The organism is Polynucleobacter sp. MG-27-Goln-C1 (assembly GCF_018881905.1).
Taxonomy (GTDB): domain Bacteria; phylum Pseudomonadota; class Gammaproteobacteria; order Burkholderiales; family Burkholderiaceae; genus Polynucleobacter.
In genome coordinates, this window is sequence record NZ_JACVPM010000002.1 from 241,835 (window position 1) to 262,127 (window position 20,293).

Here is a 20,293-nt window from a genome sequence, read left to right on the forward strand (position 1 = left end):
TATATGGTAAAACTTATCCCATGAACAAACTAACTCATTTTGATGCCAGCGGGCAAGCCCATATGGTCAACGTTGGAGATAAGCCCAACACCCATCGGATTGCCGTCGCCACAGGCAAAATCACCATGCTTCCAGAAACCTTCAGCATGATTGAGGCGGGCACCCATAAGAAGGGGGATGTTTTAGGTATCGCTCGAATTGCAGGTATTCAGGCGTCCAAGAAGACATCGGACCTGATCCCACTCTGTCACCCTCTAGCTCTGACACACGTCAGCCTAGAGTTTGCCCTTAATAAAGATATCAGCTGCATTACCTGCCAAGTTAGAGCCGAGACCACAGGTCCTACTGGCGTAGAGATGGAAGCACTCACCGCAGTTCAAGTTGCCCTACTCACAATTTATGACATGGCGAAAGCTGTTGATAGAGGTATGGTGATGGGTGAGGTCCACCTGCTTGAGAAGAGTGGCGGGAAGTCTGGGGAGTGGAAGTCAAACTGATTACACCAACCAGTACGACTAATCTTTCACAATAAAAGAGTACAAAACACAGAGGGCCGCAGCCGCTGCACCCGTGATAATCGCTTCTCCTGAAATTGCGGCTGGATGAACAATAAAATCTGAAGCTGCAGTAGCAATCCCAGTTAAAGCTCCTGTAACGTAGCGATTATGGAGCCATTTTTTAGATTCTATAAAAGATAGTAGAACCAATACAGCTCCAGTGATAGCACCCGTTCTCAGCGCAGTCTCCCAATGAGCCAAAGTGATGGCGCTAAGATCTCCATGCACCATTACTAATAAGCAAGCAGGGGTCGCCTCGCAAACACGACGAAAAAATATGATGGCTTTTTCTTGTAGCACTACCGACCTTTCAACTAAAAAATATAAGCCCATATTAATCTACGGGCTCAGTGCAATATAAGGATATCCGAGGCTTCCCCGCCTGCTTTATATCTTATTTACTAATACGACACTCCGAGGGTAAGAGCTGGGGTAACAAATTAGTTTCAGTAGAACGGCAAGACCAACCGCCAGCCCAAGTTGACCCCTCCGGCTTGGATAAATCAATCGCTTTAGGAATATTGGCATCTGGGTCATTCGTCGGAATGAGATGCAATGTGTTCTTATTTTCTGGTGCAACATTATTTTGAAAGTCGATAGCAATAGCACCAGAAGGTGTGATCTCAATTAACTTCACACTGCGCGTTGGTACAAAGGTAAATGAACCGCTAGTTGCTTCATCCATCGGCACTGTACCTCTACTGGCAAATGCTTCTGTCACAGCCAGCTTTGCACTAGAGGAAAGATTCATGCCTTCCACGATGCGACTACGCGCGATGTAGTCTTGATACTGAGGAACGGCAACGGCTACCAAAATACCAATGATGGCAACCACTACCATCACCTCAATCAAGGTAAATCCAGATTCTTGCTGCTGATCTTGTGTAGACATATTTCTTGGCTCCTGAGGGTTAAACCCTTCATCATCCAGTCTATACCCAACGCACTCAAGATGTCCAAATGTAAGAAAAGCCAGCTTTAGAGGCTGGCTTTTCTGATTAACGCGAAAGAGAATTAATGCGCTGCTTTAGCTGCATTTCTTTTCTTAAAGTAGGTGCCGACAAGAATGACAATCGCCACACCAATAACTTCAAATGCCAACTTAGCATCACCTAGAGCTGCTTGAATGCTATCTTTAATGGCTGGATCTTCAACTAACATGCCACCAGCTAACAAGCCTAATAGACCTGCACCTAGAGTAATGATGATTGGGAAACGCTCCATTACTTTAAGCAACATAGCGCTACCAAAGATGATGAGTGGAATAGACATACCTAAGCCAATAATCAACAGGAGCAAGCGAGTTTCTTCTGGGCCTTTTTGAGCTGCTGCTGCAACTGCTAAAACGTTATCCAGACTCATCACCAAGTCGGCAATCAAGATCGTACGAATGGCAGCCCAAATACTGGTCTTACCTTCCATATGCTCTTCGCCATCGCTATCAGCTAACAACTGAACGCCAATATAGACAAGCAAAATTGCACCAACGATTTTGAGGTACGGCAGGCTTAACAATGCAACTGCGGTAATTGTTAATACAACGCGCAAAATAATTGCAGCAGCGCTACCCCAGAAAATAGCTTTCTTTTGCTGGGCGGGTGGTAAGTTGCGGGATGCTAAGGCAATAACAACCGCGTTATCACCAGATAACAAAATATTGGCAACGATGATTGAGAGTAATGCAGCCCAAAAGGTTGCATCTGAAAATGCTGATAAATCCATATTGTCTCCGTACTTTTATATATTTTAATTTTGACTACTGGGTGCTACAAAAAGCATGCCGACGAATCGGCATGCATCTTTGATTACAACATGGCTTTGAGCAAAGCAGCCATTTCTGAAGGATTTCTTGTTACTTTAAAGCCACACTCTTCCATAACGGCAAGCTTGGCATCAGCTGTATCGGCACCACCAGAAATCAATGCGCCAGCATGGCCCATACGCTTTCCAGGGGGCGCTGTTACACCAGCGATAAAGCCAACAACCGGCTTCTTCATGTTGGCTTTGCACCAGCGAGCTGCTTCAGCCTCATCTGGTCCACCAATTTCACCAATCATGATGACCGCATCGGTCTCCGGATCCTCATTAAACATACGCATCACATCAATGTGCTTCAAGCCATTGATTGGGTCGCCACCAATACCTACCGCTGTGGACTGGCCTAAACCAATTGCTGTCAATTGACCAACTGCCTCATAAGTCAAAGTACCAGAACGGCTAACTACACCGATACGACCCTTTTTATGGATATGGCCAGGCATGATGCCAATTTTGATTTCGTCTGGAGTAATAATTCCAGGGCAATTTGGGCCAAGCAATAAAGTCTTCTTACCACCAGCAGCTTCTTTTGCAGTCATCTTATTACGCACTTCCAACATGTCCTTGACCGGAATGCCTTCAGTAATACAGATAACAAAATCGAGGTCAGCTTCAACAGCTTCCCAAATTGCGGCAGCAGCGCCAGGAGGCGGAACATAAATTACAGAAGTAGTGGCACCAGTTTGCTGAGCGGCTTCTTTAACAGTTCCATAAATTGGAATATTGAAAATAGACTCGCCTGCTTTTTTAGGATTTACACCAGCTACAAAACAGTTCATACCGTTTGCGTATTCCTGGCACTTCTCAGTGTGGAATTGGCCAGTCTTACCAGTAATACCTTGAGTAATTACTTTAGTATTTTTATTTACCAAAATAGACATATTGAAGTTCCTTGATTATTTGTTTTTCGCAACAGCGGCAACTACCTTAGTAGCAGCTTCTGCCATTGAATCGGCGCTAATGATTGGCAAGCCAGAGTCTGCAAGAATCTTCTTACCCAACTCCTCATTGGTACCCTTCATGCGCACAACCAAAGGTACAGTCAAGTTCACTGCTTTACATGCAGTAACTACGCCATCAGCAATCACGTCGCAACGCATGATGCCGCCGAAAATATTGACCAAAATCGCTTCAACGCTCTTGTTCTTAAGCATGATCTTGAATGCTTCTGTTACCTTCTCCGCAGTAGCGCCACCACCAACGTCCAAGAAGTTTGCTGGCTCTCCTCCAAACAACTTAATAGTGTCCATCGTAGCCATTGCTAAGCCAGCACCATTCACTAAGCAACCGATGTTGCCGTCGAGTGAAATGTAAGCCAAGTCAAATTTAGAAGCTTCAATTTCTGCTGCATCTTCTTCATCGATATCGCGGTAAGCCACAATTTCTGGATGACGATACAAGGCATTTGGATCGAAATTGAATTTAGCGTCAAGCGCCTTGATCTTGCCGTTGCCTTCAAGAATCAATGGATTGATCTCTACTAACGACGCATCAGTTTCCCAATAAGTCTTGTACAAATTCTTGAACACATCGCTAGCCATTGGAATAGAAGCATCTGGAACTCCAATGCCTTTTGCAATGATCTGGCAATCAGCATCCGTCAAACCAATCAATGGATCAACAAATACTTTAATAATTTTTTCTGGGTGAGATTCTGCAACCTCTTCGATATCCATACCACCTTCGCTGGACGCCATGATCACATTCTTTTGTGTGCCACGGTCGGTAACGATACTGAAGTAGTACTCTTTCTTGATGTCAGCACCGTCTTCAATTAAGAGACGATTTACTTTTTGACCTTCTGGACCAGTTTGATGCGTCTTCAACTGCATACCCAAAATTTCAGAAGCGTACTTTTTCACTTCGTCCATGCTGCGAGCCAATTTCACGCCGCCACCTTTACCGCGTCCACCTGCATGAATTTGCGCCTTAACAACCCAAACTGGGCCGCCAAGCTTTTCAGCAGCTTTAATAGCCTCATCAACACTAAATGCAGGGATGCCATTTGGAACAGGCACATTAAATTGGCGTAGTAATTCTTTGCCTTGGTACTCGTGAATTTTCATTATTACTCCCGAAACAGTATCTTTTTTAGCAAGCGCTGAGGATTAGTAAAGCCGGTTTAGCCGACTCCATAAGTCTATCATGCTGCAATGCGGCAACATCGCCTATCGGCTCCGTAATTGCCCTAGTTAGGACGCCCCGCTACCACCTTAGATACAACGTCAGAGCTAAAGCCCTTAGAGGCTAAAAAGCGGTACTGACGTGCCCGCTCCTTTTGCTCCGTTGCTAGTGCACCAAACTTACGTAGCCACAGCTCATGAGCCCGTTGATATTCAGTTTCTTTGAGATTCTTGAGTAAATCTGCCGTCTTTGAGCTATCGACCCCAGCCTGCGCGAGCTCATCTTGTATTTTTCGGGTACCAAACCGTTCGCTACGACGCCGAACTAGAGCTTCAGCAAAGCGTTGGTCAGAGAGCCAGCCGCGCGCCTCAAAATCATCTAAAACAGCCTCAATCTGGACGGCCAACGGAATTGCTGGGATAAGGTCATCAGAATCCTCATTGGGGGTCTGGAATTTCAGCATTCTTGCTGCAGATTCTTCGAGCTTCGCTGCCAAGCCCTTGCGGCTGTACTCACGCATAGATAAAAGGCGCAAAGCCCGAGCTTTGAGACTCGGGCTTTGTTTCTTACTTTTCTTAACAGTACTACCTAGCTCTGACATCGAAGAATTACGCTTCCTCTTCTTCACTCAAAACATCACTCACTACTGCTGTACCAGCCTTAACACCAAGCTTCGCACGGATCTTTGATTCAATATCTTGAGCAATCGCTGGATTTTCTTTTAAGAACTCACGTACATTGTCTTTTCCTTGCCCAATGCGATCACCGTTATAGGCATACCAAGAGCCTGACTTTTCAACGATATCAGCCTCAACACCCATATCGATAATTTCACCTTCTCTAGAAATTCCTGCGCCATACATGATGTCAAAAATTGCTTCGCGGAATGGTGGAGATACTTTGTTCTTCACTACCTTCACACGAGTCTCGTTGCCAACTACTTCATCACCCTTCTTAATGCTTCCGATGCGACGAATATCTAAACGCATAGAAGCATAAAACTTCAGCGCGTTACCGCCAGTAGTCGTCTCAGGGGAACCAAACATCACACCAATCTTCATACGAATCTGGTTAATAAAGATCACGGTTGTATTGGTGCGCTTGATCGCGCCAGTCAACTTACGCAAGGCTTGACTCATCAGGCGAGCCTGTAAGCCTGGCAATGAGTCACCCATATCGCCTTCGATCTCCGCCCTTGGAACCAAGGCCGCTACGGAGTCTATGACAATTAAGTCAATGGAGCCCGAACGTACTAAGGCGTCAGCAATTTCGAGAGCTTGCTCACCAGTGTCTGGCTGAGAGATCAACAAATTATTAACATCTACACCCAGGCGTGAAGCGTACTGAACATCTAAGGCGTGCTCGGCATCAATAAAGGCGCAAGTTCCGCCAATCTTTTGCATCTCTGCAATCGCATGCAAAGTTAATGTTGTCTTACCTGAAGATTCTGGGCCGTAAATCTCAATCACACGCCCACGCGCCAAACCGCCAACTCCAAGCGCAATGTCTAGACCCAATGAACCGCTAGACACTACCTGAATATCTTGATGAATCTCTGCATCGCCCAATCTCATGATTGAGCCCTTACCAAATTGCTTCTCAATTTGCGCCAAGGCTGCAGTTAATGCCTTTTGCTTGTCTCCGCTCATGCCGTCAAACTCTGATGAGGCTGATTTTTTCTTATCATCCAAGGCCATTTTTTAATTCCTTTTCGCTATGTATTGGGCTATTTCCCGTAGTTTTCGTGCTTTTCAACAACTCAGAAGTTACTGTATATAAAAACAGTAGTATTTGCAAGCGGCTTTTTTAAGGAATTTACGGATTTTTTACTAGGCCATCCATGATTGAGGTGCGGTCCCAGTAGAAAAATAGGGGGATAGCAATACCCCAAACAAGCCCAACCAAGATAAAACCAACGGTCTGACTGCCAGCACCCCAGCCCCCAGCACCCATGCGAATACCAGCCTCATAGGACATTGGCCCGCAGATAGCCCCTAAAATGAAGCCTAAAACAGGCCTGCCTCTCAACCATGACAGGGAGCCATTAATTGTGCCGCCAACCAGCACCCATAAAACCCACATCCAAAGAGGTGATAAGTACGGGGAAGGCCAGTCATCCTGAAAATTAAGATATCCCAGGTGCATGATGATGGTGTCGGCGACGATGCCATAAACCAAGACCTTGACAAGGAGCCTCAGGGCTAACTTGGGCGCATGATGACGCCAAATAGTGAAGGTGACATAAGTTAATGTGCCTAAGACAGCCCAAAGGACCTGCTTATTGGCCGCACCCAAAACACATGCAAACCAACCAACTTGGAAAAAGACGAAGTTCCAAAATTTAGCCATCGATCGAACCCAAGCGACATTACCTAAGAAAAAGGCCACTGCCGGTGGGCAATGGCCTCTTGATATGGTGGCGAATCAGGGATTTGAACCCCGGACCTGCGGATTATGATTCCGTCGCTCTAACCAGCTGAGCTAATTCGCCGAACTCGTTATTGTAAATGATTGCAGTGGTGCTGTGCAAATGTGCGAGTCTGTGCAAACTCTGTCTATTTAAGCTGTCCGTAGGTTTCTTTACGGTGCTGAATCCTGTCCGGCTTTCCCTGCTACGCAGAAACTGCTTTTTTTAACTTTTCTTGTGCTTTTGATACTTTTTGGCGCTTTCTTTCAGCGTCTAACGCTGTTTTGGCACGTTCTTTCTGCGCTTTTAATGCTTCTATGCGTGCCTGACTGGGATTAAGCGGCTTTATTGTGGCGACGGAATGCATTTCCGTTATTTCTTTGTATCTCATATAGAGTATTTATTGAGAAAGCCAAATAAAAGGAACTAAATGAATCTACATCGCTTTTATACCTTCACTGATGATGAAGGCAAAAACACAGAGCTTTCGGTTGGTGATGACAGAAATATGTATATCAATGGCAGAAAGATTATTACTGAAAGCAAACTAGAGTTGAGTTGGTGGGTGAACGTAGCGGCAGTACTGGCTGGAATAGGTGCAATAGGCTCTTTTTTACTTGAACTACTAAAAACCCTTAAATGGATTTGAGGCTAACCAATCCGTAACGGTTGATGCGGCACGTTACTTGAACCAAAGATCGCTTGGAATAGTTTGTATGCTTGTGCTTGGTTCTGTGCGTAGAGAATTGTTTCTACCCACATTCCTGCTGCATTGACTGTTGCCTTATATCGCTTCATACAAGTATTTAGTGGTGTCGTTTTAAACGACACCCATTACCTAAACCAGTACCTTCAAAATCACATCTCGTTTTTGCTCAAGTGTGTAGCCGACAGTTCCGTAGGTGTTGAAATCCGAACCTCCACTACTGTGCCCAGTAATACTTTCAGCGAGTCGCGTGGGTATATCGTTCCTAGCCTTCATCCTATCAATGATTGCGTGCCTAAACATATGACTTTTAAAGTCAAGCTCCTTTAGCGTCTTTTTAATGATTTGAGAACAACTGGAGTTGCCGTTGTCTCTCGCATAATGCGGCACAAACCATTCGCTTCTTTTCGTTCTCGCAATCTTATATAGCTCTTTAGCGGCATCCAACGAAACTCCACACAATGGCACAGCACGAATACTTGATTTAGTCTTTCTATCGCTTAACGCATTCCGTCTAATCCACAAATGAGGTATGTCGTGCTCGAGCACACAGTCTTCCAGTCTTGCAAATACTGGTTCAGATAGCCTAAATCCGGTATTCAGCTGTATTAAGGCAACGAGCTTATGTGGTGTGGAGTTTCTTAGTAAACATTCTTTAACTTGATTGATTAGCTGGGTAGTAATAATGGGCATTGGACGCTTAATATCCCCTTCACCTCTAATCTTCAAAGCTCTAAATGGACTGAGTCTATCTATATCCAAATGTTTGAATGCAACATTGAGCATCGCATTGAGTGTGTTGTTATGTTTCCTAACGCTTGTAGGGTTTAATCCACGCTGAAGCTGATAGTCTCGATATTCGGTGATGTGCCAATGCTTTAGTTCATCTAAAGTCAAATCACCAAAAAACTCTTTAAAGCTACGGAAGTGATAGTTCGCGTGTTTAACGAATGTAGGGCGATGAGCGGAAGCACTTTCATTCATATAAATCTTAAAAGCGTCAGTAATGGTAGGCATCCTGCCTTCCTTTTGCCTTGCTAAATGCTCACTTACTACCTTAGCCAAAAACTCTTCTTCAAAGTTCATTCCGTTTACATTGATTAAACGCTCGACTTTGTCAAAGACGATTGGGTATGGTTTTATTACGATGCTACGCATAGTTTTCCTTATTAAAGTAAAGTTGGATTACTCAGCGAAGGGTGTCGTTTAAAACGACACCCCTTACCAACTTACTTCTGAAAACCCGCCTTTAGCGCCCCACTGGCTGTTTCGATTTGCGTATCTAGCTCACCTTGCTCAACAGCAGACTTAATGGTTTCCAATGCCTTCACTAAGTTTTGGGCACTATCAACTTCTACGCTGTGCTTACCTTTAGCAAGCTCAATGACTTTTGTTCCATATTTGACTGACACGCAGACTTTGCCAGCATCATTTTTAAACCACCATTCGCGTATACGCTTGGGGATTTCTACTTGGCGACGCAACCCCGTTTCCTTATCTTTGACGCTTTTAAACTTCGTCACCACAAAAGGTGTGCCATCTATATGACTTTTGGCTAGTTGGATTTGCTCCCACAACTTATTTGAAAGTTTATTTCTGCGAAACACGATTGCAGGAATATGGGTTGGCTTTTTAGCTGTTGTTAGCTTGAGTGAATCTAATGTGCTCATTTATTTCTCCTTGTTTATGAATGGGCACACTTAATGTATTGCCTGAAAACCTACGAGGACAACCTGTATTTGTCTGGCTATATGTAAGAAATGGATAGGAAATGTTACGAAATATTTGGTTTCATATAAATAACTATACAAATGAGATATAAAAGTTGGCACGCTGAATGTAATAGTGCTGTTAAATCCGTTCTGATGTGTGACGGTAAACAATAGGGTTGCTCATTACTCGCTGTATCGCACTACCTAGCTTGATGCTAGATGCCTTAAATGCCACACCACTGTGTAGAAGCGTTTGCGATGCTGTAATGGTTAGTAGCGTAGTAATACGCGAATGTAAGCAAATATAAAAATGTATAGGCTGAAAGTGAGTGGGACTGCCACAATGAAACCCACAAACAATCCACAAAGCTACTGATATAGGCTGTGGAATTGTTGCGTTAGACGAGCACATAAAAGGTGATAGCAAAACCTACCTTATCTTGTTAAATCAAGTTGTGTGTATATCAGTTGTTAATCCTCAGTAAAGATGATTAGCTACAAGCCACGCTTGCAAATAGAAGCGTGGCTTGTGCTTCCTAGTAAAGATGCCTTAAAAGCAATACCAATATTTAATCTTGTAATCAATCAATTGAAAAAATGTGTGAGTAAAAGCGATAGCTTTTGCGAAACACAAGCAGACTGCAAAGCAGGTTGCTTATAAACTAATCTACTTACAATAAGATTAATTGGTAATTAATAGAAAACAAAAAAGCTACCCAAAGATAGCTTAATAAAAGTTACCAAAGTTTATGTCTTAGGCACTAGTTTTTTTAGCTCCTCTACAATTTTTGTTGCAAAAGACTCATACATCCAATTCATTCTTGTGTCTGTATCCCCCATTGCGCCACCAAATGCATAAGTGATATCCACTTCAAAGCTATCAATTACCTTATCTCCATTTTTGACATATATCTGTCCAGTTATAGAATCAGCCCCCGCTAAAAATCCCAATAGGATTGCTGATACACCTGACCTAACTCTTATATTAGTAATGACAACATCAATTTTAGAGTTCGAATTATTATTTTGAGTTTGCAGGTATTGATTTTCAAGTAAAGTTGAGTTGATTTTGTTGTATAGCCTATCTTTACTAAAATTTTCGTTATCCTTTAATTTATCTTGTGCGTTAGCATCTAGTGTGACGGTTAAACTTTTAAGTGGTAAAAACTTAGTTATTTGCACTGTCTCTTCTTTGACATTAGATGTTTCTTTAATGTTAGATGTATTTCGATTTACTGTTGACGCACATCCAGCAATAGCTAATGCAATCAGTACAGGAAAAATACTAAAAAATATTCTTTTCATTTCAAATCCTTTTTGTTAAATAAAAAAGCCACTTGTTACAGTGGCTTTAAATGAAGATTTAAATATATAACTTAAAACTTGTAACCTAAGCCAACTAAGATGTTTGTCGCATTAAGGCTTGATGTTACTGAAGTAGTCAATAAACGCCCACTCACTACAGCCGATTGATTAGATGTTTGATTGCCGTAGCTTGCGTAATTAACTTCACCGAAGCCGTATAAGCCTCCAGTAATGATTTGCTTATATCCCAAGCCAACAGAGTATCCTGTGTAATTAGTTGTATCGCCACCAGTATCGGCTGACGCTCCTGTAAATCCAACTTTTGCATAAGCAACTGCGTCAGCACCAACAGCTAAACCTGGCGATATGAAAATATTGTAAGAATTTTTCTTATTGTATGTACCACCAGCAACTGATGTTCCAGCAATGTTGTAGGTAATGTTTTGTTTCTGCCCTTCAATTGGTGAATACTCGGCACCAATGCCTAACAAGAAATCTTTATTGACAGCAAAGGTATAACCAAGTGTTGCTGTTCCAGCAAAACTATTGGAGTTATTCAATGAAATTGAAGATGGGACATTTACTCCACCATAGTTGAATGTAGTTGAAGTTGATGGAGCAACACTCTCATAACCAATACCAACTTGACCGTAGAACCCTTCAAACTTTGACTGCGCCATTGCACTTGTGCCTGCCACAGCCAATAACGCGGCAACCAGTAATTTCTTTTTCATTTTTAACCCTATAGTTTTTGATGTTGTTACAACATTTGTAACTATGTATGGTTATAAGGATTGAGTACATTTAATATAGATACGAACTTCGTAGCTTAATTTCGTAGGAAATCTAAGTGATTGAAATTACAGTCTTTAAGTTATTAAAAACTTAAAGCACTGTGGATACTGAGCAACACTTACTAGTAATAGATTTACTTGTCGTTATACGCAAGCAAGCTACTCGCCACTTGCCAATTGGACATTCGTTTATCCCATACGATATTTTGGTTGTAGTGGTTGGTGACGCATTAAATAACAATGAACTTACTGTCAAAGCATTATTTGCTAGCTTGCCTTACAGCGATATGGGGTTGCGATATCACTTTCGCAAGCTAATAGAGGCTGGGTGGATTGAATTACACTCAACAACAAGCGATGCTAGAGTTAAAAAAGTAAAGCCAACAGAAAAATTATCAATACAGTTTGCATTATTCTCAAATGCAATTACTACACAACTGCAAACACCTCAAATCAGCCCTACAAGCACTTAACGCAATATTGCGAATATCTGCTTAACAGGGATTATTAAAAACAGCGTATAGACGCCATACGCAAGTCTTCCTAATTCTGTGGGAGATAGACGACAAATCCACTAAATACCTATATATAACCAAATATGCAAAAGGTTATATTTCGCCCGAAAAAATACACATCTCATTGATTTATGGAAGGATTTTCATTTAATGCACATCGGACAAAAAGAGGTAGGAAAAAATAAACAAAGAAAACATACTTTAGACATAGCAAAACTTTGGTTGGGCACAAAAAAGGAGCAGACTATGTCAAAGCAAGCAAAAACACTCAGTCAGGTAGAACTACGCAGAGTACTTGATTACATTGCAACCCGTAAACACGCACTACGTAATAGAGCAATGCTGTTAATCACCCATTTAGCCGGATTAAGATGTGGAGAGGTTGCGGCACTACGCTACAAAGATGTTGTAAGTGCTGATGGCATAGTTAGAGATGAAATACGCTTAAGTAGCGAACAGACAAAAGGTGGCGTGGCAAGAACGGTGTTCGTAAGCGAGCGCCTACGCAAGGAGTTAGAGCAATATGTCGCTTTCTTCCGCTTATGCAAGTTACAAGATTCAAATGTGAAGTTCTTTTACAGTCAGAAGCGTGATAGTGACGGCTTCACATCAAATACTTGTGCCCAGTACTTTCATTATCTTTACAAAAAGGCAGGTATTGATGGTGCTAGCAGTCACAGCGGAAGACGTAGTTTTGCCACCGCTATTGCATCGAAGGGTGTCGGTATAAAGGTTCTGCAAAAACTTTTAGGGCACAAAAATATTCAAACTACTTCGGTTTACATCTACGCTAGCGACGATATGCTCCGTAAAGCAGTTGAGTTAGTATAAAAAAAGCCCGCTAACATCAGCGGGCTTTGAGTCAGTCGTTTAAAACGACAGCATTAGGCGGCGAGCTTTAAATGCCCACCATTCTTTTTGTAATGCTTATTGATTAAGTCCCTTGCAGCCTGCATTACTTCTCTTGCACTTCCGTTGCAAAGCCCAATAATCCCTAAAGCAACTTCGTCTGTAACGTGTGTTACGCCATAGTCATTAAGTATTTGCTTGAACTTAGGAAGCCACGCTGTTGCAGGTGCCGCATTGAATTCAACACGAATACATCTATCCATAACGCCCCGCTCAATCATTGATAGTCTGTTAGTGGTGAGAACAAAGATACACTCAGTGCCGCCGATACTCATTGCAGCTTTAAGCGAATCCATTGCCTCTACTCGCAAGTTATCAACTTCGTCTAGTACAAAATAGTGATAACGGTTATAGGGCATCAGAATTGCTCTTTTCTTAATACCTTCAATAACCCCAGCTCCATTATCCCCACCTTGCGATATACCAAAGTAAGTAACTACGGGTTCACTCTCGCCTGTTCGTGCTTGCTCAATCAAACTAGGCAATATTTTCGCTAATGCCGATTTGCCAGTGCCATTCACCCCATATAGCAAGATGCCATTTTTACCGCTAGCGGGAAAACCATTCATACCAGACACACAGTCTTCAATCGTTTCCCGCGTTTCTTCCGAGTGATACACAATGTCGTTTAAAACGACAGGGGTGTATTTTTCTTCAAAATCATTAAACATTTACAACCTCCATTTTTATCGAATAAAAAAGGGGCAAAGCAGTTACGCTTTACCCCTGTAGTTACTACATATTAAGCAGCGTTATTGATAGCGTCGCTTAATGTTGAGTCATTGCTAGCTTTAGCACGCTCGTCAGCTTTTGTTTTAATGCTGTCTTTGTTAGCAGAGTAGTACGCAGACAAAGCAGTATTTACAGCTGTTTCGCTATACGTAACCGCATTAGCAACAAGTTCGCCGTTAGCTTGTTGTGTAGCAACAATAACCACTTGTTGCCCCACCTTTGCACTATCAAGCTGTTTAGCTAATGCTTCGCTACTAACTTTCGCTAAAGACTGTTCTGCAACAGTATTTTTAGCAAGTTCAGCTTTAGCTTTAGTGCTTAAAGCATTGCCTTTAGCTAAGCGGATTTCTTGCACACCACCCCTGCTTTCAATAAAACCTGCAATTTGTGCTTCAGTTTTATTTTCAGCAAGTGCCGCACGTAAAACAATGCTGTAAGTGCTTGTACGACGTCTATCAGCACCAAACACACACTTAACAATTTTTGTAAGCGTATGTGATGTTTTAGCAAACACATACCCTTTTAAGTTAATGTGTGTCTTTAAATCTTCACGCATTTGTTCTGCTTTTTCATTGTCTTGCGACATTGAAAGATACGTGCCATAGCAACGTGCCAGCAACTTATATAACTGCTCATTGCTTGTACGAGCTACTGTGTTTTCCCAAGCCTCTCTATCCAGCACTAACTGCTCGATAAACGAGAACTTATAACTACTACTTTGAATATTGCTGTCGTTTAAAACGACAGTAGCGTTATCAGCAGTAGTTTTAACAGGGTTATTGAACATTTTTTCTAACATCTCAAACTCGCTTTCTTTTTTATTTAAAAATAAGATGTGTTAATAAAATATCAACCTCATCTATAACTACTATTTTACTTTTTATCGATTTATTGAGATACTGCAAAGCAATTTGATGCAATTTGATTGTTAATAAATGACTAAAAATCCCGTTCACTTTCTTGCTCCTTATCCACTGTTTGGAACAAAGCAAAAACCACTATCAATTTCTTACCAACAAAGAAGTCCGTTTTATTGGTGGTGGGCATATTTACGTCGTAATGACAACTACCTAAAGTGTTGCGAGAGGAATGGCGCAGGCAAGCTCGCAGACTTGTATAAAGAGTTTGGGGATGTGAGAGAAGATGATTTTAAAAAATGGTGGAGTGAAAACAACAGGGGTGCTTATCTATTTGGAGAGAAACGAAGTGCTCTTGTCCCAAAAGAACTAAGCGACAAGTCGGAGTGGGAAGAGGATTGGAATTCTGAGAATGTGCTCGTCTTAGCACTGCCTCTCACAATGAGTAAAAGAGAGTTACAAAGTCGCATTGCCAAAATACTTAAAAAGAGGCATACGGCTAAAAGAGGCAGAACTGCAAAAAAATTAGATAAAAGTACTGCTAGATTTCCGCTTAACCGAAACTACACAATTGAGAGTCTTCAAAAGGCACTAGATGTCTATGACTGCTTCACAAAGCTAGTAGAGTTAAATGGCAAAGCTAAGCTATGGGAGGTTGGAGTTGAATTGAGATTAGTTAGAGGTGCTATGCCATCACCGAATGATTTAAAACAAGATACAGCCGCTAAACGAAACGTAATGGCGGCAACTGTTAAACGCTACCTCAAACAGGCTGAATCAATCATTGCCAATACTTCACTAGGTATCTTCCCCAGCTAGCTGGCAACCCATTAGCTATCGGATTATGTTACTTTTGCTATGGACAGCAACTAACTTGAATTAGGAATGGATATGGCAAGAGCACCGTTTAATGGTAAAAAAATGGTTGAAGCGGCAGAGGCTGGCGAGCTGTCACCTACTCAAGTTCGTCAAGCACTAAAAAGAGCTTCAGAACTTGGTTTATACGCGGAAGCGAAGAGACTTACAGAATTTCTAGTGCAAGCAAATGAGTTTGCTGACGATGGCGCACCCAAAGAACTAAAAGAGCGTGTAGCAAAAGGAATTAGCCTACTAAAAGGGCTGGGATACCATCCGACTCGAACTCAGCGAAAGTTAGGTAAAAAAGGAGTTGTCATTACGCTTAACGACATCGCCATAAAACCAACTGTCGGCGATAACTTTAGACGGATGGTGTCTGCTGGCTACAAAGACTACACAACAGAAGCTATTGTTTGCGACTACCCGCAAGTCTTCAGCAAAGATGCAGTTGATGCGTCCACACTGAAATTAAAGAAATTTAAGTAAACAGGCTATAAAAGGTGTCGTTTAAAACGACACCACTAAGCCAGCTTCTCAGCATTCATCATTGGGGTGATTTTGCTGTAATGCCGCTCAATCATTAAGACGCTTGTACCCATCTGCTTAGCCAGCGTGTGAATATCTACCCCACTAGCCAATGCCTGCGTTGCATAGGTATGCCTCAAGCTATACAGCGTTCTATTCTGCCCAGCACCATTTTTGAGCAATCCGCTCTTTTTCATTAAGTGCCGAAAGATGTTTTCCAGCAAATGGGGCATTTCACCTGTGGGGAGCGTAAATATCAATCTATCGAGTTTTATTTCGATTATTTCCCCCAAACTGGCATATGGGAGCTTCTGCCAGTGCATTAACCCCTCTAAAACCTCTAAAACAGCGTTTTTAGCGATTAAATACCTCTGCCCTGTCTTGCCACTCACCCATATGCGTAAGTACCGCTTATCGCCGATATAGTGCCATTGCAGGTGCTTCCACCTCAGCGGCATAGACTCGGTGCTGTGCCTTACCCCTGTATTCACCAAAAACTGAATGTAAGCGGCACACAGCACTCTGACTTCACCCGAATGCCTATGGTGCACATCTTTTTGCCAAATCGGAAAGTAGGTATACAACTGCTCTAACTCTTCTTGTGTGAAAGCGGGACGAGGCTCGCTCTTTGCACCAGCAATGTTTAGCAACGGAACAATCTTATTTTGCGAAATCTGTCCAAGCTCTTTTGCCAACGTCACCACTCTGTTGTATGCCAGTGCGTGATGTTTTTTAGTTGTCGCTTTTGATTCTTTGCCCATTACCGAAGTTCTCCACGCTTCAAAGTCTGCAACTAACTCTTGCGTGATTTCACCAACTTTGTATTTTCCGAAAAATGGAATGAGATATTTTTGCCAGATAAAGAAATAATCTTTGTAGTTACGCTCACCTCTCTTGCCATTCGAAGTACGACGCATATTTGCCATCTCTTCTAATGCTAACTGTCCAAATGTTTTTTCTGTGAGTGCCAATCCTGCGTCAATTTTTATGCGGACAGTTTCATAAAGAACTATGGCATTGCGTCTAGCTTCAGTTAGCTCGTCTGTACCAGTGCTTGCCGAATGCCACTTGTTATTTGCCAGCTTAAAGCGGCATTGCCATTGTGCCGACTGGGGACGCTTATAGACAGTAACCTTCCCGTCTATAAGCCTTATAGCCTTTGGGGTTGCGGGGATGGGGTTTGCAAAGAGTTGATTGAGATTAGACATACACGCTTAGTGTGCTGTCGTCTTGCATTTTCTACGACGATTATTTTTGCTTCGTCGTCAAAATCTCACACGACGTTCTGCGAACGCAGATTAGTGCGTGTAAGTATTTTTTGATGCCATTGTTTTTGGTGTGTAGTGGGCGGGATTTTTTGGGTATGCTTAAAACAATGTTTTAGAACTGTTTTAGTACTCAAAAATATTTTTATGATTCCGTCGCTCTAACCAGCTGAGCTAATTCGCCGAACTCGTAATTGTAAATGATCAGGCGCCTTCTGTCTAAACCAAAGGGCTCAAACTACTTAATCTGAAAGACGCTGACTGCCTCATCCCGGTTGTAGCGAATAAAAACCTCGATTTTCTTAGCTAGAAAGAGCTTTTTCAGAACCTCATCCTTATTTTCAAAAATGATGGCTGTTTGCTCTGGAAAGCGAGAAAAGGGATCGCTCATCACCTCGATAGGCTGTCCATCCACCTTAATGAGGCGAATGGTGCGCTTATATAGCCGGTCAGGCTGAATGAAAATCAGACGCTTGACGTACTTATCTAAAACTAGCTTTTGCCCCTGTTCATTGGTCTTGAAGTAATAGACCAACTCATCTTTGCCATTGGTAGTGACATCCCGCTCCTCATCCCACTTGGCGAATGCGGTTGAGCTGGCAATCACACAAAAAATTGCTACCACCAATAATCTATAAAGATGCATCATTTACTTTCTTAGTTCGACCATTTCATCTTATCAGTCAACTGCACCTATGCGACTTCTCTCCATATCTTCAGGCAAAGTCATGCCACTGTTTGGGTCTCATCACCCGAACTACTCAACAGTGGCCTCGGCTATTAACAAACAACCCGTCAGCACTCTTGCTATCCCTGCGCCCATAGAAATCACTCGAATAGGAGTTGCGGGTGATGAACAAGCAGACCTCTCGGTACATGGCGGAATAGAGAAAGCCATTTACGTCTACTCAATTGAGCACTATGCATTTTGGAATGAGCTGCTCTCTCGGGAAACTAAAAAATTAGTTCAGCTTCCCCTAGGTGCTTTCGGTGAAAACTTCACCATTGAGGGTTTAGTAGAAACTGAGATATTTATTGGAGATCAAATGCAGATTGGTGATCTTCAATTTACCGTGGTCAAACTACGCGAGCCCTGCTTTAAGTTCAACGCCAAGATGGGCTACAAAGGCGCAGCTAAAGCCATGCTGCAATCAGGATTTAGTGGGTGGTATCTTCGCGTCAATCAAACTGGTGTACTTTCAGCAGGCGCTGAAATCCAGGTGCTACCAGGCCAAAGAATCACATCAATAGCCGATCAAAATCAAGCACTCTTTAATCGTGGCAATCAGAAAAATCTTTGGGATTAATTGCTGTAATTAATCGCTGTAATTCATTTCTAGCAATAAAAAACCCGACCACATAGTGGTCGGGTTTAGTTTTTGAAACAGACTAGTAAAGCTTAGTCTTTAGCGTAGATATCTACGTCTTTAGTTTCTTTAACAAACAGTACGCCGATTACCAATGTCATCGCAGCGATGATGATTGGGTACCAGAGACCGTAGTAAATGTTACCGTTTTGCGCTACCAAGGCGAAGGAGATCGTTGGCAACAAGCCACCGAACCAACCGTTACCGATATGGTATGGCAAGGACATAGAGGTGTAACGAATGCGAGTTGGGAACATCTCAACTAACATCGCAGCGATTGGGCCATAAACCATGGTTACCAAGAGCACCAAAATTACCAAGATACCAAGAACTGCAGGGTAGTTGATCGCAGCAGGATCAGCCTTTGCAGGATAGCCAGCAGCATTCAATGCATCGCGAATTGCTTTCTTGAACTCTGCATCTTTTGCTTTCGCATCAGCTGGAGCCATACCTTTAGCGGAGTAGCCTTGAATCTCTGTATCGCCAATCTTCACAACAGCAGTACCACCAGCTGGGCCAGCGATTGTTGAGTAGCTCGCAGAGTTAGAAGCCATCACCTGCTTTGCAATATCGCAAGAGCTAGTGAACTTTGCAGTACCCGTTGGATTGAACTGGAATGTACATTCATTCACATCAGCAGTAATAGTTGCTGGTGCAGTTGCCATTGCCTTTTCCAATGCTGGGTTAGCAAAGTGGGTTAAGCCGTTAAACAAGGAAACTGGCGTATTAGGGATGTACAAAATGATGGCAAACAAGAGGCCAGCCATGATGATTACCTTACGACCAATTCTGTCAGATAGGCTACCGAATATTACGAAGAATGGTGTACCGATTACCAAAGAAGCAGCAATCAACAAGTTCGCAGCCTTAGGATCTACTTTCAACACTTGGGTGAGGTAGAACAAAGCATAGAACTGACCTGTGTACCAAACCACCGCTTGACCTGCAACCAGACCAAACAATGCCAAGATAACAATCTTCAAGTTCTTCCATTGACCGAATGACTCTGTCAAAGGAGCTTTAGACAATTTGCCTTCTTCTTTCATCTTCTTGAAAGCTGGTGACTCATTCATGGACAAACGAATCCATACAGAGATCGCCAACAATGCGATAGAAGCGATGAAAGGAATACGCCAACCCCAAACGTCAAAGTCTGCGCCTGTGAATTCACGTGTGAACAAAATCACGAGCAAGGACAAGAACAAGCCAAGAGTAGCTGTTGTCTGAATCCATGATGTGTACGCACCACGCTTACCATTTGGAGCATGCTCAGCAACGTAAGTTGCAGCACCGCCGTACTCACCGCCCAATGCCAAACCTTGAAGCATGCGCAATGCGATCAAGATCACAGGAGCAGCAACACCGATAGTGGCGTAGTTAGGAAGAATACCCACGATGAATGTAGCACCACCCATCAACAGAATCGTCACCAAGAAGGTGTATTTACGACCAATCAAATCACCTAAGCGACCGAATACCAAAGCGCCGAATGGGCGAACGATAAAACCGGCAGCAAAAGCTAGTAAAGCGAAAATGAAGGCAGAGCCAGCATCTAAGCCTGAGAAGAATTGCTTGGCAATAACGGCAGCCAATGAACCGTAAAGATAAAAGTCGTACCACTCAAAAACCGTACCTAAAGATGAAGCAAAAATAACTTTGCGTTCTTCAGCGGTCATTGGGGCTGCTTTAGTTGATGTTGACATCAGTAGCTCCTAACTATTTTTATTGAAATAAAAAACAACGGGTCGATTATGCTTTGAAAAAAATCAAAGAAATCCACTAGTTAGGGTAATTCCCCATCAAATCGGCTCGGGGTTTTCCCGAGAATTTAGCAATTAGATG

At 42.7% G+C, this 20,293-nt stretch carries 26 protein-coding genes and 1 tRNA gene; 7 read left to right on the forward strand and 20 right to left on the reverse strand.

All coding sequences use genetic code 11. The annotated features are described in order from the left end of the window. Window positions 1-20: 20 nt before the first annotated feature. Window positions 21-497 (forward strand): cyclic pyranopterin monophosphate synthase MoaC, encoded by a 477-nt coding sequence (moaC, locus tag ICN14_RS05220; RefSeq protein WP_216225434.1) that lies wholly within the window; start codon window positions 21-23, stop codon window positions 495-497. 18 nt (window positions 498-515) lie between these two features. Here moaC and ICN14_RS05225 read toward each other — a convergent pair whose 3' ends face one another. From ICN14_RS05225 to ICN14_RS05270, 10 genes are all read right to left on the reverse strand, one after another. Further along, window positions 516-890 (reverse strand): hypothetical protein, encoded by a 375-nt coding sequence (locus tag ICN14_RS05225; RefSeq protein WP_216225436.1) that lies wholly within the window; start codon window positions 888-890, stop codon window positions 516-518. A gap of 61 nt (window positions 891-951) precedes the next feature. Next, window positions 952-1,449, reverse strand: coding sequence for a pilin (locus ICN14_RS05230; protein WP_216225437.1), 498 nt, complete (start codon window positions 1,447-1,449; stop codon window positions 952-954). A 122-nt stretch (window positions 1,450-1,571) separates the two neighbouring features. Next, window positions 1,572-2,279: a TerC family protein gene (locus tag ICN14_RS05235; protein WP_216225439.1), complete on the reverse strand. Its 708-nt coding sequence runs from the start codon at window positions 2,277-2,279 to the stop codon at window positions 1,572-1,574. A gap of 83 nt (window positions 2,280-2,362) precedes the next feature. Continuing rightward, a complete protein-coding gene (sucD, locus tag ICN14_RS05240; RefSeq protein WP_216225441.1) occupies window positions 2,363-3,256 on the reverse strand; it encodes a succinate--CoA ligase subunit alpha in 894 nt (297 codons plus the stop codon). A gap of 15 nt (window positions 3,257-3,271) precedes the next feature. Then, the gene (gene sucC / locus ICN14_RS05245; RefSeq protein WP_215354929.1) at window positions 3,272-4,441 is read right to left on the reverse strand and encodes an ADP-forming succinate--CoA ligase subunit beta; all 1,170 of its coding nucleotides are present in this window, start codon (window positions 4,439-4,441) and stop codon (window positions 3,272-3,274) included. Window positions 4,442-4,563: 122 nt separating this feature from the next. Next, window positions 4,564-5,100 carry a recombination regulator RecX gene (gene recX, locus ICN14_RS05250; protein ID WP_216225443.1) on the reverse strand — a complete coding sequence of 179 codons (537 nt, stop codon included), beginning with the start codon at window positions 5,098-5,100 and terminating at the stop codon, window positions 4,564-4,566. A 7-nt stretch (window positions 5,101-5,107) separates the two neighbouring features. Further along, window positions 5,108-6,190, reverse strand: coding sequence for a recombinase RecA (gene recA, locus ICN14_RS05255; RefSeq protein ID WP_041485194.1), 1,083 nt, complete (start codon window positions 6,188-6,190; stop codon window positions 5,108-5,110). A gap of 124 nt (window positions 6,191-6,314) precedes the next feature. Further along, on the reverse strand, window positions 6,315-6,848 hold the full coding sequence (locus ICN14_RS05260; protein ID WP_216225444.1) for a DUF2878 domain-containing protein: 534 nt from the start codon (window positions 6,846-6,848) through the stop codon (window positions 6,315-6,317). Between the two features lie 65 nt (window positions 6,849-6,913). After that, a tRNA-Met gene (locus tag ICN14_RS05265) sits at window positions 6,914-6,990 on the reverse strand. A 121-nt stretch (window positions 6,991-7,111) separates the two neighbouring features. Further along, window positions 7,112-7,273: a hypothetical protein gene (locus ICN14_RS05270; RefSeq protein WP_216225446.1), complete on the reverse strand. Its 162-nt coding sequence runs from the start codon at window positions 7,271-7,273 to the stop codon at window positions 7,112-7,114. A 63-nt stretch (window positions 7,274-7,336) separates the two neighbouring features. On the opposite strand from ICN14_RS05270, the gene ICN14_RS05275 reads away from it, so the two are divergent. Further along, window positions 7,337-7,555 carry a hypothetical protein gene (locus ICN14_RS05275; protein ID WP_216225448.1) on the forward strand — a complete coding sequence of 73 codons (219 nt, stop codon included), beginning with the start codon at window positions 7,337-7,339 and terminating at the stop codon, window positions 7,553-7,555. Window positions 7,556-7,557: 2 nt separating this feature from the next. On the opposite strand, the gene ICN14_RS05280 is transcribed toward ICN14_RS05275, so the two are convergent. The 5 genes from ICN14_RS05280 to ICN14_RS05300 form a co-directional block, all read right to left on the reverse strand. Beyond that, the gene (locus ICN14_RS05280; protein WP_216225450.1) at window positions 7,558-7,704 is read right to left on the reverse strand and encodes a hypothetical protein; all 147 of its coding nucleotides are present in this window, start codon (window positions 7,702-7,704) and stop codon (window positions 7,558-7,560) included. Between the two features lie 40 nt (window positions 7,705-7,744). After that, the gene (locus tag ICN14_RS05285; protein WP_216225452.1) at window positions 7,745-8,770 is read right to left on the reverse strand and encodes a tyrosine-type recombinase/integrase; all 1,026 of its coding nucleotides are present in this window, start codon (window positions 8,768-8,770) and stop codon (window positions 7,745-7,747) included. A 71-nt stretch (window positions 8,771-8,841) separates the two neighbouring features. Then, window positions 8,842-9,282: a DUF6641 family protein gene (locus tag ICN14_RS05290; RefSeq protein WP_216225454.1), complete on the reverse strand. Its 441-nt coding sequence runs from the start codon at window positions 9,280-9,282 to the stop codon at window positions 8,842-8,844. A 789-nt stretch (window positions 9,283-10,071) separates the two neighbouring features. Next, window positions 10,072-10,629, reverse strand: coding sequence for a DUF4410 domain-containing protein (locus ICN14_RS05295; protein ID WP_216225456.1), 558 nt, complete (start codon window positions 10,627-10,629; stop codon window positions 10,072-10,074). 71 nt (window positions 10,630-10,700) lie between these two features. Then, entirely contained in the window at window positions 10,701-11,363 is a 663-nt protein-coding gene (locus ICN14_RS05300; protein ID WP_216225459.1) for an outer membrane protein, read from the reverse strand. A gap of 161 nt (window positions 11,364-11,524) precedes the next feature. On the opposite strand from ICN14_RS05300, the gene ICN14_RS05305 reads away from it, so the two are divergent. Continuing rightward, on the forward strand, window positions 11,525-11,896 hold the full coding sequence (locus tag ICN14_RS05305; RefSeq protein WP_216225461.1) for a hypothetical protein: 372 nt from the start codon (window positions 11,525-11,527) through the stop codon (window positions 11,894-11,896). Window positions 11,897-12,184: 288 nt separating this feature from the next. Then, window positions 12,185-12,769 (forward strand): site-specific integrase, encoded by a 585-nt coding sequence (locus ICN14_RS05310; protein ID WP_216225463.1) that lies wholly within the window; start codon window positions 12,185-12,187, stop codon window positions 12,767-12,769. A gap of 53 nt (window positions 12,770-12,822) precedes the next feature. Here the strand turns inward: ICN14_RS05310 and ICN14_RS05315 are convergent, their stop codons facing one another. Both ICN14_RS05315 and ICN14_RS05320 read right to left on the reverse strand, forming a co-directional pair. Next, window positions 12,823-13,518, reverse strand: a complete 696-nt coding sequence (locus tag ICN14_RS05315) for an AAA family ATPase (RefSeq protein WP_216225464.1) — start codon at window positions 13,516-13,518, stop codon at window positions 12,823-12,825. 71 nt (window positions 13,519-13,589) lie between these two features. Next, a complete protein-coding gene (locus ICN14_RS05320; protein WP_216225467.1) occupies window positions 13,590-14,378 on the reverse strand; it encodes a hypothetical protein in 789 nt (262 codons plus the stop codon). Window positions 14,379-14,514: 136 nt separating this feature from the next. On the opposite strand from ICN14_RS05320, the gene ICN14_RS05325 reads away from it, so the two are divergent. Both ICN14_RS05325 and ICN14_RS05330 read left to right on the forward strand, forming a co-directional pair. Further along, on the forward strand, window positions 14,515-15,255 hold the full coding sequence (locus tag ICN14_RS05325) for a hypothetical protein (RefSeq protein ID WP_216225469.1): 741 nt from the start codon (window positions 14,515-14,517) through the stop codon (window positions 15,253-15,255). Between the two features lie 72 nt (window positions 15,256-15,327). After that, window positions 15,328-15,780 carry a hypothetical protein gene (locus ICN14_RS05330; protein ID WP_216225471.1) on the forward strand — a complete coding sequence of 151 codons (453 nt, stop codon included), beginning with the start codon at window positions 15,328-15,330 and terminating at the stop codon, window positions 15,778-15,780. A gap of 35 nt (window positions 15,781-15,815) precedes the next feature. On the opposite strand, the gene ICN14_RS05335 is transcribed toward ICN14_RS05330, so the two are convergent. Both ICN14_RS05335 and ICN14_RS05340 read right to left on the reverse strand, forming a co-directional pair. Continuing rightward, window positions 15,816-17,027 (reverse strand): site-specific integrase, encoded by a 1,212-nt coding sequence (locus ICN14_RS05335; protein WP_216225472.1) that lies wholly within the window; start codon window positions 17,025-17,027, stop codon window positions 15,816-15,818. Window positions 17,028-17,322: 295 nt separating this feature from the next. Next, the gene (locus tag ICN14_RS05340; protein ID WP_255535976.1) at window positions 17,323-17,730 is read right to left on the reverse strand and encodes a hypothetical protein; all 408 of its coding nucleotides are present in this window, start codon (window positions 17,728-17,730) and stop codon (window positions 17,323-17,325) included. A 49-nt stretch (window positions 17,731-17,779) separates the two neighbouring features. Here ICN14_RS05340 and ICN14_RS05345 point away from each other — a divergent pair, with 49 nt between their 5' ends. Beyond that, a complete protein-coding gene (locus ICN14_RS05345) occupies window positions 17,780-18,391 on the forward strand; it encodes an MOSC domain-containing protein (RefSeq protein WP_216225476.1) in 612 nt (203 codons plus the stop codon). Window positions 18,392-18,483: 92 nt separating this feature from the next. Here the strand turns inward: ICN14_RS05345 and ICN14_RS05350 are convergent, their stop codons facing one another. After that, complete coding sequence (locus ICN14_RS05350; RefSeq protein WP_216225479.1) at window positions 18,484-20,154, reverse strand: MFS transporter; 1,671 nt, start codon at window positions 20,152-20,154, stop codon at window positions 18,484-18,486. Window positions 20,155-20,293 lie beyond the last annotated feature (139 nt).

What these genes read in the sequence shown, in the direction of transcription:
- recX (WP_216225443.1), bottom strand. Translation starts at nt 5,100, where the DNA reads ATGTCAGAGCTAGGTAGTACTGTTAAGAAAAGTAAGAAACAAAGCCCG.
- ICN14_RS05300 (WP_216225459.1), bottom strand. Translation starts at nt 11,363, where the DNA reads ATGAAAAAGAAATTACTGGTTGCCGCGTTATTGGCTGTGGCAGGCACA.
- ICN14_RS05230 (WP_216225437.1), bottom strand. Translation starts at nt 1,449, where the DNA reads ATGTCTACACAAGATCAGCAGCAAGAATCTGGATTTACCTTGATTGAG.
- ICN14_RS05235 (WP_216225439.1), bottom strand. Translation starts at nt 2,279, where the DNA reads ATGGATTTATCAGCATTTTCAGATGCAACCTTTTGGGCTGCATTACTC.
- sucC (WP_215354929.1), bottom strand. Translation starts at nt 4,441, where the DNA reads ATGAAAATTCACGAGTACCAAGGCAAAGAATTACTACGCCAATTTAAT.
- ICN14_RS05270 (WP_216225446.1), bottom strand. Translation starts at nt 7,273, where the DNA reads ATGCATTCCGTCGCCACAATAAAGCCGCTTAATCCCAGTCAGGCACGC.
- ICN14_RS05225 (WP_216225436.1), bottom strand. Translation starts at nt 890, where the DNA reads ATGGGCTTATATTTTTTAGTTGAAAGGTCGGTAGTGCTACAAGAAAAA.
- ICN14_RS05350 (WP_216225479.1), bottom strand. Translation starts at nt 20,154, where the DNA reads ATGTCAACATCAACTAAAGCAGCCCCAATGACCGCTGAAGAACGCAAA.
- ICN14_RS05285 (WP_216225452.1), bottom strand. Translation starts at nt 8,770, where the DNA reads ATGCGTAGCATCGTAATAAAACCATACCCAATCGTCTTTGACAAAGTC.
- ICN14_RS05340 (WP_255535976.1), bottom strand. Translation starts at nt 17,730, where the DNA reads ATGCATCTTTATAGATTATTGGTGGTAGCAATTTTTTGTGTGATTGCC.
- sucD (WP_216225441.1), bottom strand. Translation starts at nt 3,256, where the DNA reads ATGTCTATTTTGGTAAATAAAAATACTAAAGTAATTACTCAAGGTATT.
- ICN14_RS05335 (WP_216225472.1), bottom strand. Translation starts at nt 17,027, where the DNA reads ATGTCTAATCTCAATCAACTCTTTGCAAACCCCATCCCCGCAACCCCA.
- ICN14_RS05275 (WP_216225448.1), top strand. Translation starts at nt 7,337, where the DNA reads ATGAATCTACATCGCTTTTATACCTTCACTGATGATGAAGGCAAAAAC.
- ICN14_RS05310 (WP_216225463.1), top strand. Translation starts at nt 12,185, where the DNA reads ATGTCAAAGCAAGCAAAAACACTCAGTCAGGTAGAACTACGCAGAGTA.
- ICN14_RS05290 (WP_216225454.1), bottom strand. Translation starts at nt 9,282, where the DNA reads ATGAGCACATTAGATTCACTCAAGCTAACAACAGCTAAAAAGCCAACC.
- ICN14_RS05345 (WP_216225476.1), top strand. Translation starts at nt 17,780, where the DNA reads ATGCGACTTCTCTCCATATCTTCAGGCAAAGTCATGCCACTGTTTGGG.
- ICN14_RS05295 (WP_216225456.1), bottom strand. Translation starts at nt 10,629, where the DNA reads ATGAAAAGAATATTTTTTAGTATTTTTCCTGTACTGATTGCATTAGCT.
- ICN14_RS05320 (WP_216225467.1), bottom strand. Translation starts at nt 14,378, where the DNA reads ATGTTAGAAAAAATGTTCAATAACCCTGTTAAAACTACTGCTGATAAC.
- ICN14_RS05260 (WP_216225444.1), bottom strand. Translation starts at nt 6,848, where the DNA reads ATGGCTAAATTTTGGAACTTCGTCTTTTTCCAAGTTGGTTGGTTTGCA.
- ICN14_RS05280 (WP_216225450.1), bottom strand. Translation starts at nt 7,704, where the DNA reads ATGAAGCGATATAAGGCAACAGTCAATGCAGCAGGAATGTGGGTAGAA.
- ICN14_RS05315 (WP_216225464.1), bottom strand. Translation starts at nt 13,518, where the DNA reads ATGTTTAATGATTTTGAAGAAAAATACACCCCTGTCGTTTTAAACGAC.
- moaC (WP_216225434.1), top strand. Translation starts at nt 21, where the DNA reads ATGAACAAACTAACTCATTTTGATGCCAGCGGGCAAGCCCATATGGTC.
- ICN14_RS05325 (WP_216225469.1), top strand. Translation starts at nt 14,515, where the DNA reads ATGACTAAAAATCCCGTTCACTTTCTTGCTCCTTATCCACTGTTTGGA.
- ICN14_RS05330 (WP_216225471.1), top strand. Translation starts at nt 15,328, where the DNA reads ATGGCAAGAGCACCGTTTAATGGTAAAAAAATGGTTGAAGCGGCAGAG.